This is a genomic window from Peribacillus deserti, from assembly GCF_016909175.1.
Classification (GTDB): domain Bacteria; phylum Bacillota; class Bacilli; order Bacillales; family DSM-1321; genus Paraperibacillus; species Paraperibacillus deserti.
In genome coordinates, this window is record NZ_JAFBFI010000007.1 from 118,328 (window position 1) to 134,597 (window position 16,270).

The 16,270-nt window shown below is 39.7% G+C and carries 16 protein-coding genes, 1 other RNA gene and 1 riboswitch; of the genes, 2 read left to right on the top strand and 15 right to left on the bottom strand.

Translation table 11 applies throughout. The features are described from left to right. Positions 1 to 308: 308 nt before the first annotated feature. The 4 genes from JOC77_RS09615 to JOC77_RS21585 form a co-directional block, all read right to left on the bottom strand. Positions 309 to 869, bottom strand: a complete 561-nt coding sequence (locus JOC77_RS09615; RefSeq protein WP_377337642.1) for an isoprenylcysteine carboxyl methyltransferase family protein — start codon at positions 867 to 869, stop codon at positions 309 to 311. After that, positions 866 to 1,954, bottom strand: a complete 1,089-nt coding sequence (locus tag JOC77_RS09620; RefSeq protein WP_204542628.1) for a type III polyketide synthase — start codon at positions 1,952 to 1,954, stop codon at positions 866 to 868. The genes JOC77_RS09615 and JOC77_RS09620 overlap by 4 nt, the downstream gene beginning before the upstream one ends. A gap of 137 nt (positions 1,955 to 2,091) precedes the next feature. Continuing rightward, on the bottom strand, positions 2,092 to 2,865 hold the full coding sequence (locus tag JOC77_RS09625) for an SDR family NAD(P)-dependent oxidoreductase (RefSeq protein WP_204542384.1): 774 nt from the start codon (positions 2,863 to 2,865) through the stop codon (positions 2,092 to 2,094). A gap of 198 nt (positions 2,866 to 3,063) precedes the next feature. Further along, positions 3,064 to 3,195 carry a hypothetical protein gene (locus JOC77_RS21585; RefSeq protein WP_275585065.1) on the bottom strand — a complete coding sequence of 44 codons (132 nt, stop codon included), beginning with the start codon at positions 3,193 to 3,195 and terminating at the stop codon, positions 3,064 to 3,066. Between the two features lie 226 nt (positions 3,196 to 3,421). On the opposite strand from JOC77_RS21585, the gene JOC77_RS09630 reads away from it, so the two are divergent. After that, a complete protein-coding gene (locus JOC77_RS09630; RefSeq protein ID WP_204542386.1) occupies positions 3,422 to 3,787 on the top strand; it encodes a GIY-YIG nuclease family protein in 366 nt (121 codons plus the stop codon). A 767-nt stretch (positions 3,788 to 4,554) separates the two neighbouring features. Here JOC77_RS09630 and JOC77_RS09635 read toward each other — a convergent pair. From JOC77_RS09635 to JOC77_RS09650, 4 genes are all read right to left on the bottom strand, one after another. Further along, a complete protein-coding gene (locus JOC77_RS09635; RefSeq protein WP_204542388.1) occupies positions 4,555 to 5,865 on the bottom strand; it encodes a nucleobase:cation symporter-2 family protein in 1,311 nt (436 codons plus the stop codon). Next, complete coding sequence (locus JOC77_RS09640; protein WP_204542390.1) at positions 5,858 to 6,460, bottom strand: xanthine phosphoribosyltransferase; 603 nt, start codon at positions 6,458 to 6,460, stop codon at positions 5,858 to 5,860. Before JOC77_RS09640 ends, JOC77_RS09635 begins: the two co-directional genes overlap by 8 nt. A 112-nt stretch (positions 6,461 to 6,572) precedes the next feature. Beyond that, positions 6,573 to 6,674: riboswitch (purine riboswitch) on the bottom strand. Between the two features lie 338 nt (positions 6,675 to 7,012). After that, a complete protein-coding gene (locus JOC77_RS09645; protein ID WP_204542392.1) occupies positions 7,013 to 7,924 on the bottom strand; it encodes a DMT family transporter in 912 nt (303 codons plus the stop codon). Between the two features lie 150 nt (positions 7,925 to 8,074). Next, complete coding sequence (locus JOC77_RS09650; protein ID WP_204542394.1) at positions 8,075 to 9,595, bottom strand: carboxypeptidase M32; 1,521 nt, start codon at positions 9,593 to 9,595, stop codon at positions 8,075 to 8,077. Between the two features lie 188 nt (positions 9,596 to 9,783). Between JOC77_RS09650 and JOC77_RS09655 the strand changes: the two genes are divergently transcribed. Then, a complete protein-coding gene (locus JOC77_RS09655) occupies positions 9,784 to 9,933 on the top strand; it encodes a hypothetical protein (RefSeq protein ID WP_204542396.1) in 150 nt (49 codons plus the stop codon). A gap of 61 nt (positions 9,934 to 9,994) precedes the next feature. Here the strand turns inward: JOC77_RS09655 and JOC77_RS09660 are convergent, their stop codons facing one another. The 7 genes from JOC77_RS09660 to JOC77_RS21260 form a co-directional block, all read right to left on the bottom strand. Next, a complete protein-coding gene (locus JOC77_RS09660; RefSeq protein WP_204542398.1) occupies positions 9,995 to 11,908 on the bottom strand; it encodes an ATP-dependent DNA helicase in 1,914 nt (637 codons plus the stop codon). Positions 11,909 to 12,074: 166 nt separating this feature from the next. Then, entirely contained in the window at positions 12,075 to 12,242 is a 168-nt protein-coding gene (locus JOC77_RS09665; protein WP_204542400.1) for a hypothetical protein, read from the bottom strand. A gap of 76 nt (positions 12,243 to 12,318) precedes the next feature. Further along, the gene (locus tag JOC77_RS09670) at positions 12,319 to 13,455 is read right to left on the bottom strand and encodes a THUMP domain-containing class I SAM-dependent RNA methyltransferase (RefSeq protein ID WP_204542402.1); all 1,137 of its coding nucleotides are present in this window, start codon (positions 13,453 to 13,455) and stop codon (positions 12,319 to 12,321) included. Between the two features lie 639 nt (positions 13,456 to 14,094). Beyond that, positions 14,095 to 14,495, bottom strand: an RNA gene (gene rnpB, locus JOC77_RS09675) — RNase P RNA component class B. Between the two features lie 61 nt (positions 14,496 to 14,556). Beyond that, a complete protein-coding gene (gene gpsB / locus JOC77_RS09680; protein WP_204542405.1) occupies positions 14,557 to 14,868 on the bottom strand; it encodes a cell division regulator GpsB in 312 nt (103 codons plus the stop codon). A gap of 104 nt (positions 14,869 to 14,972) precedes the next feature. Beyond that, complete coding sequence (locus JOC77_RS09685) at positions 14,973 to 15,518, bottom strand: SLOG family protein (protein WP_204542632.1); 546 nt, start codon at positions 15,516 to 15,518, stop codon at positions 14,973 to 14,975. A gap of 59 nt (positions 15,519 to 15,577) precedes the next feature. Further along, a complete protein-coding gene (locus JOC77_RS21260; RefSeq protein ID WP_239558694.1) occupies positions 15,578 to 16,036 on the bottom strand; it encodes a CotD family spore coat protein in 459 nt (152 codons plus the stop codon). Between the last annotated feature and the right edge of the window lie 234 nt (positions 16,037 to 16,270).

The window sequence follows — 16,270 nt, forward strand, 5'->3', positions numbered from 1 at the left end:
ATATCGTTTTTTGCAAAATAAAAAACCAGGCAATTTTTCACCTGGCTGAATGGGCGGCTATAAAAGCCCCTTTGTTATTTTCAGTTGTAATAGATTGAGTCTCTCTTGGATGAAAGGGTTTCTGGATCCTATTTAAAACATATTTCATCACAAGTGAATATGTACATATAGTGGCAATTACAAACAACCAGATCATCTAGTCAGCACCTCACATCTAAATTGAATGATTATCTGTCTTATTGAGAATAATTTTCAAACTCAATTAGAGTTTAACACGAACGATAATCATTTTCAATGCTGATTTCTGATTATTTCATATTTTTAGGGATTGTACTCTCCTTTGTCATAAAAACATGTTGATAATCAGTCAATTTATGAAGTGCTTCCTCTTCAGCAGGTATCCGTTTATACATCATAAAAATATTAAGAATCGTAAAAATGACTGCCGTAAAGTACGCATTAAACAGCAGCGGAATGACGGCAAGCTCTAATGCGACGATAATATAGTTTGGATGTTTTACATATTTATAAGGCCCTTTCTTCACCACATTCGCATGAGGAACAACCATAATCTTAGTATTCCAAAACCTTCCCAGTGAGGTTAATGCCCACATTCTCCCAGCCTGCAATATAAGGAATGCGATGAGTAATGGGCGCCAGTATTCACTTAGACCAGATTGTATATAAGTTACTTCAATGATCAAGGATAGGAAAAAGGAACAGTGCATGGCAACCATCCAAGGGTAGTGTGAAGCTCCAAATTCAATCCCGCCCTGCTGCTTCATCCAGATTTCATTTCGTTTTGCAATTAGAAGCTCGCCAAGTCTCTGTAAGATTAAGAATATAATAAATACTCCAAAGATCATCATTTCCACCTCATCAGTAAAAGCTCTGAGGAAAAACCAGGCCCAAGTGCAGCTGCAAGACCAGTGTCTCCCTTCTCTGCATTCCCCTCCATAAACCTTTTCAGCACATAAAGAATCGTTGCAGAAGACATGTTTCCATGTTCTTTCAGGACCTCCAGAGAAAGTTTGGTTTTTTCTTCAGAAAAGCCAAGCGCTTCCTCATAAGCCTCGATTACCTTTTTACCTCCAGGATGAGCGATAAAGTGATTGATATCACGTAGCGAATACCCGGCAGTTTCTAAAAACTCATCTACATTCGGCTTCAGCCATTGCTCGATTAAAGACGGGATATCTTTTGAGAAAATAACAAATAACCCCTCATTTTTTACATCCCAGCCCATCACGTCCAATGATTCTTTAAGCAATGTAGACTGTACTGCTTGAATTTCGGGAAAAGCCTCCAGTCTGCTTTCCTTCAATAAGCTGGATTCCTCTCCGGAAACGAGGGCACAGGCTACACCGTCAGCAAAAATAGACGACCCGATTAAATTGCTTTTGGAAAGATCATCTTTTTGGAAGGTTAGACTGCAAAACTCAATTGATAATACCAGCACATTAGCCTGTGGATAAGCTTTACAATAATCAAAAGCTCTAGATAGGCCAGCTGCTCCGCCTGCACACCCAAGCCCCCAGACAGGAATTCTTTTAGTATGAGAACCAAATGGCAGGATATTCATAATTCTTGCATCAATGGTTGGTGTTGCAAGGCCTGTGCTGGAAATCAATATGATGGCATCAATTTCTTCTTCGTTGATTTTCCTATTCAGGAAAGCCGTATTATGTAGGCAGGCTTGAATGGCTTCAGATCCATAGCGGACAGCCTGCTCTATATATTTGTCATTTTTCTCCTTAAATGAATGCTGCTTACGAAACCAATCCAAGTCACAGGCAAAATGCCTTTTCTCGATCTGCCCATTTACAAACACCTTTAACAATCTGTCAATATCCCTAAAAGACGATCCAAACATCTCCCGTGCAAATTCCATAATAGTAGATTGATTAATCTCGTAAGGCAGCTGAATATCAGAAACTGATAGAATATTGGCCATAGTATCACCTTTCTTAGTCCATCGTATGTAATTTGTCCATATTACTACGTAAGTATGCCGCCCCCAGGAGGTTAAAATAAATAAGGGGTAAATCATCGGCGTTTTCCGCCTTATGATCTACCCCTTATCCTTATTACTTAAAACCCTTGAATCGTCATTCCACCATCGACAAACAAGGTTTGGCCGGTTATGTAATTTGAAGCATCGGATGCCAGAAATACTGCCGGGCCAACCAGCTCCTCAAGCTCTCCAATTCTATTTAATGGTGTTACTTGTAAGATCTCCTGCACGTACTCCTGATCTTGAAGAAGTTTTTCTGTTAATGGTGTTTTAAAATACCAAGGTCCCAGGCTGTTTACACGGATATTATGCTTTCCCCACTCAAATGCAAGAACCTTTGTCATTTGTATCATTGCAGCTTTGGTTGCAGCATAAACAACTCCGGTTCGTAAGGCGACATGCCCAGCCACAGAAGAGACAGAAATGATTGAACCGCCCTGCTCAGCATTCACCATGTATTGTCCGATTTCCCTCGACATCATAAACGCGGACTTTAAGTTTGTATCCATGATGGTTTTCCATTCATCTTCTGTAACGTCCAGCGCTCTTGATCTGATATTCATACCTGCATTATTTACTAAGATGTCAATCTTCTGCTCTTCCTGATGGACCATGGCCGCCGCCCTTTTTATCTGTTCTGCATCCGTAAGATCGGTAACAATAGGCAGAGCTCTCTGTCCCAGGCTCTCAATCATTTCAGCTGTTTCCTCTATATCTGTTTTTGTTCTGGCCAGCAGAGCTACATTAGCCCCTGCTTCCGCAAAGCCAATCGCAATCGCTCTTCCTATTCCACGTCCTGCTCCTGTAACAACAGCCGTTTTTCCGTCCAGTTTAAAAGATGGCAAATACATTTTCATGACCCCTTTTTTAAAAAATTTCCTATTTAAACCATACGACATAATATAGAATTAATCAAAAGAGCCGTCTCTGAAATGGACCGTATAGTAAATTTTCAGGATCTCCCCTAAAACATGAAAGAACCCATGAAAAATGCTTTCATGGGAGCAATATGGAGCGAAAAGTGCGATATTATGTAACATTGCAGATATCTACTCCTTATTCACATCTTTCTGGTATTGAACCTCGATAATGATGGTTTTAAGCTCTTTATTGCCACAATTTCCGCAGACCTCAGCTTCATCAAAAATAGATTTACAATGAACGCAATATTGCTTCTTCAAGTGCTTCCCATCTTTCTTTCGAGTAATTATAGTATTTTATTCAGCTCAGCCTGGGAAGTTGCACACGTTTAATAAATTTATATGAAAGTAAAGCAGAAAACCGTTAAAAATCTTGAATTTGGGGAATATAAATACAGACTCGGCACTCATACCGAAAACAAAATGGAATTTGCATGAAACTTATGATACCATTTACCTTTACATAAAAATAAGGAAGTGTATACTCGTGATAAAAATTGAAATACCTGCTCCGGATCTTTCTATTACCAAACCAAATAAGCCTAATCCAGAACTAAGCAATATTTATGGATTTGAGGATTTCCACCGTATCCCAAGAGATAAAGGCGGAATCTTTATGTTTTATAATATAAATGATGAACTTTTGTTCGTCGGTAAAGCCCGCAAATTAAGACAAAGAATTAAGAAACACTTTGAGGATACTGTTTCTCCAATTAAACAGCACAGAGATGAAGTATACACCATTGATATCTGCTATGTAGAAGAGCCAGTTGACCGTGAAATATATGAAACATACATTATTAATGAGCTTAAAGCAAAATACAATATTGATAAAGCTTTCTTTAGAATATAAAAAAAAAATCAGAGCCCATGCCCTGATTCAGACTGTAGACAAACTCATGAAATTCGAGCTTGCCTGCAGTTTTTTATTTGGCCTGTTACCGAAGTCTGTTGATTGCAGTGAAGGGCGCTTCGCTTTTGCGGGGCGAGGATGAGCCTCCACGTTGCTAATCCTCCTGCGGGGTCTCACCTGTCTCTCTGCTCCCGCAGGAGTCACCGCACCTAACACTCCAATCAACTAGGTTATAAACGTTACTCTGGAACGCTCCTGAAAGCTAATTTGAATTAATACATGAAATTGATTGGGGTGATGAAAATGCTTTCCAGAAACACTCATTTCCTGAGGAAATTAGAGATAGCTGCTTTAGACCAGCTGGTTCCACAGGACCATTTAGTCCTTAAGATTTCGTCAAGGACGAGCGGACAAAACAGTTTGCTTACACCTTTCATTCGGCAATGCGATTTTTCCTGGGAACACTTGTGACACCCGGCAATACACACGATAGTAATATCCGGCATGCGTTGGCCAACTTTAAGGGACTTAAAAAATTGTCCATGCAGGCGATGCTTACTTTCGCTTCAATGAATTTGAAGAAAATGGACTACTGGTCATTGAAAAGTCCAAAAATGGCCTAAAGAGCAAGGCCAGTAGAGGTCTAGCGTGCCCTTTTTTTGATAAAAAAGAATGATAATTTAAAAGGGGTTCGGAAAGTAACCATTCCGAACCCCTTTTTCGACAATCTGAATCAAAGCCCATGCTCTGATTTTTTTATTAACTTTTTAGGAAGCCTTCTGCTCCTTTAATGCTGGTATGGTAATAGTCCGGTTTCCAGGTATGATGTTAAAAATGATATTTAAAATGATGGCTGTCAAACTGCCAGATACAATTCCGCTGTCCGTAAGAATTTTCACACTGGCAGGCATCTGTGAAAAAAGCTCAGGCACAGCGGTTACACCAAGTCCCATCCCTACAGAACAAGCAATGATCAGCAGGTTCTCCTGCTTGGCAAATTCTATCCGGCTAAGCATTTTAATCCCCGATGCAATCACCATTCCGAACATAGCGACCATAGCTCCGCCCAGAACAGAAGAAGGAATAATAGTTGTAAGAGCTCCAATTTTTGGCACGAGCCCAAGGACAATGAGCATAAAACCTGTAATATATATGACTTTTTTCGTTTTAATACCCGACATTTGAACAAGCCCGACATTTTGTGAAAACGTAGTGTATGGAAATGCATTGAAGATGCCGCCAATTACACTTGCAAGGCCTTCAGCTCTGTACCCTTTGGCCAGCTTATTCTCAGATATTTTTGTATTTGTTATATCTCCTAATGCAAAATAAGTTCCAGTGGACTCCACTAAGCTGACTGCCGCAACCAGGCACATCGTTAAAATGGGAGTTAATTCGAATGCAGGAGCGGCAAAGTGGAATGGCTCTACCAAATGAAACCAAGAAGCCGATTCTACTGCATTAAAATTAACTTTACCCATTAATGAAGCAGCCACCGTTCCAAAAATTAAACCAATTAAGATAGATATAGCTCTTATAAATCCTGTAAAAAATTTATAAATTACGATAATAAGAAACAAAGTCCCAAATCCCAATGCAATGTTTGAAAGAGAACCAAAATCTTTTGCCCCCTGCCCTCCTGCCAGGTTATTCATAGCCACAGGAATTAAGGTGATTCCAATAATGGTAACAACTGATCCAGTCACAACAGGTGGAAAAAATCTGACCATTTTTCCGAAAAAACCGCTGATTAATACAACAAATAGTCCCGATGCAATGACTGAACCATAAATAGCAGATAATCCATGTTCTCCGCCAATAGCAATCATGGGACCTACCGCCGTAAATGTACAGCCCAGAACAACAGGGAGGCCCACTCCAAAAAAGCGATTCTGCCAGACCTGCAGTAAAGTAGCTAACCCGCACATTAAGATATCCACAGAAACCAGGTAAGTTAAATCACTTCCCTTAAGTCCCATCGCCCCTCCGACGATAAGCGGGACAATCACTGCTCCGGCATACATGGCAAGAACATGCTGAATGCCTAAAGATGTTAGTTTAAATACCGAATTATTCATGAATGATTACCTCCTCCGTTGCTGCATCAGCAAATTGTATGTTTCCATCTTTCAGGGACTTTAGAATAGCCAGCGATTCCACTTTTATGCCCCGCTCCCTCAAAACTCTGCCGCCTTCCTGGAATCCTTTTTCAATCACAATCCCAACTCCAGCCAAGGCTGCCCCTGCTTCATTAATCAGATCGATTAAGCCGAGAGCTGCCTGCCCGTTTGCCAAGAAATCATCGATGATTAGTACGTTGTCCTGAGAGGTTATAAATTTAGATGAAACAGAAATTGTATAGTCCTCCTGTTTGGTAAAGGAGTAGACAGAAGAAGTAAGCAGGTTATCTGTAAGAGTCATTGATTTTCTTTTTCTCGCGAAGATAAGCGGGACCTGCAAATGCATGGCAGCCATAATACCCGGTCCTATACCGGAAGACTCAATCGTAAGCACCTTTGTGATAGATTCTGATGTAAATCTGTTTGCGAATTCTCTGCCAATTTCACTCATTAAAACTGGGTCCATTTGATGATTTAAAAAGGAGTCCACTTTCAATACATTTTCAGATAATACGATTCCTTCTTGCAGAATCTTTTCTTTTAATAGCTTCACAGTTTATTCCTCCCCGATGTACTTCTCTTTTGAAATAAAAAAGGCTTAAGTGTATTGCTTCACACGAGTGAAGCAATACACTTAAGCCATAACAAATAAGCTTCAGACAAAAAGTCCGTGATTGCCCACTCATAGTCAGGTCATTTTCGGTAACCTGGTAGAGACTCGCGGGCCATATTCCCGCTATTATATGAGGGTGTTCATATTTAATTGATAATTAGAATTATACCATTCAGGAAATTGAATACAAGGTTTTTTTATTTAAAAACGAACTTTTTACTTCCTTTTATTTTAATCGTTCGGATAAGCAGTTGTTTTCTCTTGATTATTTACTAATGTACACCTAAACAACAGCAAATGAATTTAAAGCGGATAAAGCCGAAAACTAATATTCATTCCTCAGATTATTGTTATTTAATGCCCCCTCCTAAATCGCAGATAGAGGTTCTTTCATAACTAGCGGCCCTTTCTAATTATTTGAAGAACAATATAAATATCAGTATTTTGATAAACTGAGCTTTTCAGTATTCTTCGTTAAGACATGCCTATCTCCTAATTATGCTCCATACCCGCCCGCTTAAGCCTTGTAAAATCTACACTGATCGCAGAAACCGATAATATTATAAGAAGCGACCCTGCAATCTGCCATCCTGTTATCTGTTCACCAAAGAGAAAAAAGCCGATTAACATGGCTGTTACTGGTTCTACCGTTGAAAGCAATGAAGCTTTACAGCTTTCCATTTTTTTAAGGCCAGAAGTATAGAACAAATAGGCAAAGACTGTGGAAATAATTCCGAGTCCAATGGTATACATTGAAAAAGTGAAAAGTTGGCCGCTTGGCAGTCTTGTCCAAAATGTTGTGAAGGGCAATAGGGGAATTAAGGCAAACAAGAACGTATATAAGCTAATCGTATATGAACTGTATTTTTTTAATGCCAGTTTACCAAAAATACTATAAAGCGCATATCCAAGTCCTGAGCCAAGGCCAATAATAATACCAGTAAGAGTCAGGTCTCCTGATGCACCGATATTGGTTCCCGCTACAAGCGTACAGCCAATCAAAGTACATATAATGAGCAGCAGCTTAGTTTTAGTAAATGTTTCTTTAAGGATTAAACTTGATAAAACCAAAACGAAGGCCGGAGCAGTATAGAGAAGAATAACCGCCAGCGAAATATTAAGCATCTGCATAGCCGTAAAATAACACCAATTAAAAAACACCATGCTTAATATCCCTGTTCCGACAAATAAATAGGCATCCTTGGGCTTAATGATCAACTCTCGCCGTTTAAATACCAGCCCGCCGATAAGCAATATTAAAAAAGCTGCCGCAGACCTGACTGCTACAATATCCATGGCAGAAAGATCAAGTGCGTTTAGGCCTTTTACAAATATCCCAATTAACCCCCAGAGGATACCAGCTATTAGCACAGAAAAGTGAGCAATATAATTTCTCTTCTCCATGTTTTTCCCTCCCTAACACAAAATCAGCTTCCCGCATTCATGGGATTATTAAGTATGCATACTTGAAGGAACTACAAAAAAAAAGAGGAGCAATCTACGGATTCTCCCCTTTTTGGAATTGTTCTAGTGATTTCCTATATATCTGAATTATCAGGCAAGCTGATAAACCTTGCCGTATTTCTCCGTTAAATAGTTGATTAAATAGCTGGCATTCAGACCTTCTCCTGTTGTATCTTGCAGAATTTCCAAAGGCTTTTTCATTTTGCCAAATTGATGGATATGCTGTGTAAGCCAATTTTTAATAGGCTGAATATCACCATTTTCCAATAATTCATCAAAGTTTGGAAGATCCTTCAGCATGGCATGTTTTAACTGAGCTGCATACATATAGCCTAATGCATAAGATGGAAAATAGCCGAAGCTTCCTCCTGACCAGTGGACATCCTGAAGAACACCATTCGCATCCTTATCAGGGCGGATTCCTAGATACTCTTCATATTTCTGGTTCCAAACTTCTGGAAGCTGATCTACTTCTAATTCATTATTGAAGAGGGCTTTTTCGATTTCATAGCGCACCATTATATGCAGAGGGTATGTCAGCTCATCAGCTTCTATTCTTATTAAAGAAGGCTTGGACTCATGGATGGCACGATAAAAATCCTCCAGCTCAATATTTTTAAATTGAGTTTCCGCGTATTCTTGAATCAGCGGGTATTGCTTTTTCCAAAAAGAAAGATTCCTGCCGATAAAGCTTTCAAAGAAAAGCGACTGCGATTCATGAATTCCCATTGATGTACCAGAAGCCAGTGGTGTTCCGATTAGTTCGCTTGATATATTTTGTTCATAAATAGCATGCCCGCACTCATGAATAGTACCAAATATGGCCGTTCTAAAATCATTTTCATCATATTTGGTTGTGACTCTGACATCGCCAGGGTTTAAACCAATTGCAAATGGATGTACCGTTTCATCCAGTCTTCCAGCTTCAAAGTCATAGCCAAGCTCCTTTAAGATATCAAGGCTAAAGGCCTTTTGGTCCTCTTTTGAAAAACGGTTATATAAGAAATTGGTCGCTGGTTTGTTTTCTGATTCGGCGATTTCCTTGACCAGCGGTACAATTGTTTCCCTAAGCTGCCCGAAAACCTCATCCAGAACATCTACAGTGACTCCTGGCTCATACATATCCAATAATGTATTATAAGGATTACCTTCGTATCCCCAATATGTAATAAAACGTCTATTGAATTCTACTATTTTCACTAAGTATGGCTTAAATAATTCCCAATCAGATTTTTGCTTTGCTTCTTCCCAGACGGATTCAGCTTTTGATTGAAGAACAACATATTCTTTGTATTCTGCTGCTGGTATCTTTTTGTTTTTCTCATAATCTTTTTTGCATTCAAGAAGTATTTTCTGAGTGCTTGTATTCAAGCTGCTAAACACATTTTCATCAGAAAGCCTTGCGATAAAAGCTGCCATCTGCTCGCTTGTCGACATCGCAAACACTTCTGAAGAAAGAATGCCAATTACCTGTGAGCGCTGGTCCACTGCTTTTTTGGGAGCACCTGTACGCAAGTCCCAAAAAATCAATCCCAGTGCTTCGTTATAAGCAGATATTTTTTTAACATATTCCAGAAAATCCTGTTCTAAGTTTTGTAAGCTTTCACTCATTTTTTTTCCCCCTTCTTTTGCTGTTTCCTCTCTTAACTGTATAAGCAGCTATGGCCGATCAGTCGGAGCGATTCCACTGGGGCATCGTTTCCTTATGTATTTTACCATATTTTTATTTTATACTTAACTTTAATGTAAGAATAAAAAGTATTTTGTTTATTTTCTAACTATTTGAAGGAGGCAGTTATATGGAGCTGGCGGGCATCTGTTCAGTTTGTGGAAAAGAAATTTATTGTCGAGATGGCTTTTTGGATGGAGTTATTGATCAAAAGTCAGGACTTCTCTGTTATGCCTGTACAGACCTTGAAATCTGGGAAAATAAAAAAGAGATAAAATAAAGCATATTTTATCTCTTTTTTTCTGAAGCGATGAGCTATCCAGCGTATACTCGCTATATATTTAGTTTGGAGTTACAGGAAGAATGTCCTGTATTTTACTTTTTGTTAATTCCTCTAAAGCAACCGGCAATAGAATATGCACAGTTCCACGGTCTTCAGTTGTTCTGATTAGCCTTCCAATGCCCTGTCTCAGTCTGAGCAGCATATACGGGAGATCTACTTGAAGAAAAGGATCCTGTACAGCCTGTCTTTTTGCTTCAAAAACGGGATCTTTCGGCGGATAAGGCAGTGAAAATATAACCACATTCCTAAGCGAAGGCCCTGGGATATCCAGTCCTTCCCATAAATGATAGGAACAAAGGACAGAATTTTCCTCTTCCTGGAAGGTTCGAACGAGATCGCTTATCTCTGCATCCCCTTCGTAATAAATAGGAAAAGATACATCCTTGTCTGCATGCTCCTTAAACCAGAGGAGTTCTTCTTTAGAATTAAATAATACAAGAGACGATCCCCCAGCTTCTCTAAGTGAATTCATCGTATAAGCGAGCTTCTCTTCTAGGGATTGTATGGAAGGTGCTGCAATTTTCATCACTTCATCATATTCGAATGGAGATTCAACAGAGAAACTTAAATAATCTTTTATCCCTAGACTATCTGCTATATAATCAAATGATTTGTTGTCGGATAAGGTAGCCGAAGAGAAAATGTAAGGAACCTTCTGTGAAAATACTTGTTCACTTAATATATCTTTAACAAGTCTCGGCATGATTACCAGGGTTCTCGTAATTCCTGCCTGCTCAAACCAGACTACAGCCTGTCTTTCTTTTAGTAATAAGGAGAGCGAATAGGCCAGTCCTTCGAGATACTCCTCCGTCACTTTTAACTGATAATCATCTATAGTATACATTTCAGCATCAAAAACGAGATTATCTTCAAGCTCCTGGATTTTATCATGGAGACGGCTTGCAAGATTCCAGCTTGAATTGCTCATATTAATTTGTAGTCTATTTGACCCTTTAATTTCAACTGCATTTTGATTGAGCTCACTAAAAAATTTCTGATTGATTTCTAATATCTCATCTATTACATAAAGAGTTTCATCTCGTATATCATTTGCTGAGAGTCTGTCTAACACCGCCGAAATGGTATTTTCGGCTATTTTATAAGTAAGAGCCTTTTGGGCCGCGAATTCGAGCAAATGGCCTTCATCAAAAACCACACAGCTGTATTCAGGCAGCAGCGGGAGCTGTCCTTCTCTTTTTCTAGATTCTTTCGTCCACACATGTTCCATAAAGAAATCATGAGAACAGATGATTAAGTCACTAGATTTTCTGTAGAAATCCCGGGAAAGAGTTTGTCCGCACCGATGTCGTTTATCACAAGTAAAACAACTTTGAAGCGGATCCCAGTTAATTTTGTTCCAGTCTTCATCATTAACATAGGAGTACATTTTACGGTCTCCGTATGCTTTATATGCCGACATAGAAGCCCCTTCAAGTACAAATTTAGGCAGTTCATCAAACACTTGGTCAATGGCTTCTGAATCTTCATGGTTAACAGCATGGTCAAGCTTATTCAGGCAAAGATATTGTTCATGGGATTTTGCAAGCCTCACATCCACCTGTATGCCCAAGGCTTTCTCCAATTTAGATATATCGCCTTCTTTTTTTACCAGCTGTTCAATGAGTGTTTCGTCCGCACATGATATGATGGCAGGCTTATTAAAATAGCGTGCATAGAAAATGGAATACAATAGATAGCTTATTGTTTTACCAGTACCTACACCTGCCTCAGCAAACATAATTTTTTTATCTTTAAATGCTTTTTCAAGCTGGAATGCCATGAAAATCTGCTCATCTCGCAGCTCAAATCCTTTTTCGGGCAAAATATCGTAAAAAACATCGCCGATCCATTCTGATAATTTATCATAGAATGATTCTGTTTTAGTTATAGCAAATGGAAATGATTGTGCCATTATGACTCTCCTTTTAATAACTCCCTGATCGCTTCGGCCTGCATTCTAAATAAAGCTGCAGTTCACTAAAGTGCCGGCCAAGGTTTGCAATTTCTACTATTGAACAAAAGGTTATTTTCCTATTATCAAAAGAAAAATGCGCTTTATAGCGCACTTAACTTATGTCTTATATTTTAGCTTGAAGGTGAAACGATAATGCTTGATTTAGATTTCTTTCCGCTTCGAGCAATTCAGTCAGGCTCCTGTCATTTGAATGCCCTTCTTCTTTCAGCTTTTCAAATGTTGTTTGAATTGCTTTTGATATTAATGCAAAATCAACATATTGTCCTTGCATTCCCTGCACTCCTCTGCAATAAAGTGAACGATATTCTCATTCTATGCAGGAAGACACAGCCCTATTCCACTCAGATTCACTTTCTTGGAGGTCTCGGCCCGAAAAATTGATAATAATCTGTCCGGATAAAACCATTAAATAATTTTCTTTTTTTGGTTGCCTGTTTGCCATAGTGCTTCTCAAAGTCAGGATGTGAAGTAATCATATACACAGACCATGTGTCCAGCTTGCTAAAAGCTTTCCCCATTTCACGGTACATGTGCTCAACAGCCGGTTTATCACCAAGACGTTCTCCATATGGAGGATTACCAATGATCACACCATAGTCTTTTCTTGTTGTGAAATCTCTAACCTGCATCTGCTTAAATTGCAGCAATTCGCCAAACCCGGCTTCCATGCTATTTTGCGTTGCTATTTCAACCATTTTATGATCGATGTCAAAACCCGCAATATCAAGCGGCTGATCATAATTAGCCGCATCCTCCGCTTCGGTGCGCACTTCGTCCCAAATCTTTGGTGAGATCCATCCCCAGGCTTCTGAAACAAATTCCCTATTAAAGCCCGGTGCAATATTTTGACCGATCATTGCGGCTTCAATCGGGAGCGTACCAGATCCGCAAAAAGGATCTACGAAAGGACGGTCAGGTGTCCAATTAGTCAGTTTGATTAAAGAAGCAGCCAGCGTTTCTTTAATCGGTGCTTCACCCTGTTCTGCCCTGTAGCCTCTTCGATGAAGACCGGCGCCGCTTGTGTCAATCGTCAGTGTCGCTTTATCTTTCAAAATAGAAACCTCTATTTTGAACAGAGGTCCCGTTTCTTGAAACCAGGATACTTTTTTATAACTGCTCTTTAGTCTTTCTACAATTGCTTTTTTAACGATGGCCTGGCAGTCAGGCACGCTGTACAATTCCGATTTAACGGATTTTCCAGATACCGGAAATTCTGCATCTTCTGGCAGATAATCTTCCCAATTTATCCTTTTTGTGTTTTCGAAAAGCTCTTCAAAACTTTTAGCCCTAAATTCACCTACTATAATTTTAACTCTGTCTGCGGTGCGGAGCCATAGATTAGTTCTGGCAATGGCTGTTTCATCACCTTTAAAAATCACCCTGCCATTTTCAACTTCACACTCGTACCCAAGATCTCTTACTTCGTTTGCTACTAGAGATTCTAATCCCATGGCTGCGGTTGCAGCTAAAGTATATTTTTTCATTCATTCACCCACTTAAAAATATTAATCCAATAAGCCCTTGCTTAGTATACCCTTCCTTCTGATGAAGAGAACCTGACTGGACATTCATCCTGTTATTAATATGCTTCTTTCTAAATAAATTAAGCTCTGTTAAGCTTTCCTGTTGATTGCAGCGTGAGGCACTCCATTCTGCGGGCGGTACGGGAGCCTCCTCGGCGTAACACGCCTGTGGGTCTCCCTTAATAGAAAAGCGGAGAGCGGTGACTTTCGAGATGCTTCTTTTAAAAGAACTGTGATGAATATACTCTTTTAAAAGATAACATTACATAGAAAGTCAGACACATGACAGGCATAAGACGAGCGGCGGCGAAACCGCTTTTTGCTTTTTGATGGCGATTGGCTTATGACCGAAGGTGTCAGTCCGGAGCTAGACAATACCCGCTTTTCCCGGAGGAGTCCTCGCGTCTGCAGCGAAGATCAACATAGTGCCAAAATCAACTATGAACTTTAACATAGCCATAAATTAAAAAGAGGTTTGGTTTCATAATTCAATTTAAAAACCTTTTTCATTTCTTTCCCTATGTACCATAAAAAAACTCTCCTTAAGATAGGAGAGCTCTGTATGAACAATATAATCAAAAATTAAGCAGTTAGATAACGTTCTGTAAGCCATGTTTTGTACCTAGGTACTGATAGCGACATAAAGTCTCGTACCAGGGCGGCAATCATCTATCTACGGATATAAGAATATACCCGTCCTTCTCTTTGTTCATTTCCAAATGAGAAGGTGCCCCTACCTTAATTTGGGTTTCTCGCTCGTGGGGTTTACCCTCGTTCCACCCTTTCCATTTCTAGAAAGGCTACGTCACTGTGGCACTTTTACAGGTACCGGCACCATATCAAAAATGACTTAGGTGCTTTCCCAGCCGTCAGCCGGTTTACACGGCTGCCCTAGCTTATGACTTCGCTAGGCACGAACACTACAGGCATCTCAGCCTGTGCGAGCATGGACTTTCCTCTACAGCGTAGCTGTTAAGCTGCTGCAGCGATTACCCGAACGTCATCAACATGACACTAGTTATTATATCTAATATAGACTACTTCTGCAATGGTAAATTAATCTTAATCAAACAGTTTATTCCCGAAGACATGTTTTTCTAAATTAGACAGGCGCTTTAATATATCAAAGTTTGTTGTTCCAGGCCCAGGGGCTGGAGCTTGTGCAGCAGGCCTTCTTGCCGTATCTTCCGTTTGTTTCTTTAATCTTAAGTTTTCCTGCCTTAATTCTTCAATTTCGTGATGAAATGTTTCATAATCCTTTATTATTAGATCCAAAAATTGATCTACATCTTCCGGTTTGTATCCGCGCATTGCCGTTTTAAAATCTTTTTCAAGAATATCTTTTGCTGTTAATTTGATCTTATCCGATAGCATAAGACTTCACCTCAGAACTTTCACGAAGCATTAAATTTTATTTTATTTTTTCAAAAATATAATGATTTGTCAATTTTAATATAGAAAAAGTATTGAACTTTAACTTACTCCCACTGCTCCTCTTCAGCTATCTGCTGCAAGTCATCAAAAGTAATTTGATAAATGGGGTAAGGATGGGACTCAGCATATAACCTGGCATCCTGGTACATAAATTTGGGAGACCCTTCACGTTCCTCATCATAAAAAATCAACAAGGCATCACTTTTCTTCATACAAAAATGGTTTTTTGTTTTTAACTGCAGAGGACTTTCATAAGGTTTTTTAGATATCGAATCGACATAATCAGCCTGAGCTAAAATGGATTCGTAAAATTCCTTATTATTTTCATTCCAATTAGCTTCCTGTTCAAGATATGGAGTCAATACAGCGATTTTTAACTCAGGATATTCATTCTGCAGCTCGTAAACAGCCTCAGCAGCCCATAATTCGGTCCCCAGCTGGCCAGAAATCAAAACCCACTCTAAACCATCTTCAATAAGGCTGATCAAATGATTTGCAATTGCTTTTTTTATGTAAGCCACGCCTTGATGCTCTCTTTTAAATATCCCCAATTCAAATCCTTTATAGCCTGTAATAAAGATATTTTTTATCATGGCAGCCTCCCTCATTAGGGAAAATAAAAAATTAAGGGCTGGACAGCCCTTAATTGTTAAAACCAGCATTTAGGTCTTGGCGGACATGGCGGCGGACACGGAGGCGGGCATGGCGGCATCATGGCCGGCGCCACAGGGCCTGGTCCGCAGATGAACTCCTGATTCACTGCCTGGTTCACGACATTGGTCGTTTGCGGGAAAAAATGCTGGTGTTTGAATACATGTGTATTCACAATAGTAGTATTTGTCGGGTGAATATGCGGAACAATATGGTTAATGATATTTTCTTGAACATTTTGCTGCGTCGGGCTGACAACTGGTGCCTCCATTTGTGTTGGGCCGACTTGAGCTGGACTCACCTGCTGCGGCGGCATCATGGCCGGGCTCACCTGCTGCGGCGGCATCATGGCTGGACTTAGCTGCTGAGGCGGCGGACATGGCGGGCATGGCGGGCATGCTGGCGGCTGCATTGCCGGGCTGACTTGTGTTGGCAGCATAGGATATTTCTTTTCCATAAAGTTTCCCCTTCCATCATAAGTTTATCTTACATTTACAGATTATGATGAATGGGACGTTCGTGTACTGGTTAAATGCCCTATTTTACAGCAAAAACGAATAGAAGCTATCCTTTAAGGCAGAAAAAACAATCGCTGTTAGGCAGACAACGACAAAAAACAGGACTAAGATTGTTTTATACATGGTATACCCCTTGATGTATGAGTGTATTTTTCGTTTATATTTTACACACT

Bases quoted from the DNA above. Each gene is read 5' to 3' on its own strand.
- JOC77_RS09615 (WP_377337642.1), bottom strand. From the start codon at position 869: ATGATGATCTTTGGAGTATTTATTATATTCTTAATCTTACAGAGACTT.
- JOC77_RS09620 (WP_204542628.1), bottom strand. From the start codon at position 1,954: ATGGCCAATATTCTATCAGTTTCTGATATTCAGCTGCCTTACGAGATT.
- JOC77_RS09625 (WP_204542384.1), bottom strand. From the start codon at position 2,865: ATGTATTTGCCATCTTTTAAACTGGACGGAAAAACGGCTGTTGTTACA.
- JOC77_RS09635 (WP_204542388.1), bottom strand. From the start codon at position 5,865: ATGAATAATTCGGTATTTAAACTAACATCTTTAGGCATTCAGCATGTT.
- JOC77_RS09645 (WP_204542392.1), bottom strand. From the start codon at position 7,924: ATGGAGAAGAGAAATTATATTGCTCACTTTTCTGTGCTAATAGCTGGT.
- JOC77_RS09650 (WP_204542394.1), bottom strand. From the start codon at position 9,595: ATGAGTGAAAGCTTACAAAACTTAGAACAGGATTTTCTGGAATATGTT.
- JOC77_RS09655 (WP_204542396.1), top strand. From the start codon at position 9,784: ATGGAGCTGGCGGGCATCTGTTCAGTTTGTGGAAAAGAAATTTATTGT.
- JOC77_RS09660 (WP_204542398.1), bottom strand. From the start codon at position 11,908: ATGGCACAATCATTTCCATTTGCTATAACTAAAACAGAATCATTCTAT.
- JOC77_RS09665 (WP_204542400.1), bottom strand. From the start codon at position 12,242: ATGCAAGGACAATATGTTGATTTTGCATTAATATCAAAAGCAATTCAA.
- JOC77_RS09670 (WP_204542402.1), bottom strand. From the start codon at position 13,455: ATGAAAAAATATACTTTAGCTGCAACCGCAGCCATGGGATTAGAATCT.
- gpsB (WP_204542405.1), bottom strand. From the start codon at position 14,868: ATGCTATCGGATAAGATCAAATTAACAGCAAAAGATATTCTTGAAAAA.
- JOC77_RS21260 (WP_239558694.1), bottom strand. From the start codon at position 16,036: ATGGAAAAGAAATATCCTATGCTGCCAACACAAGTCAGCCCGGCAATG.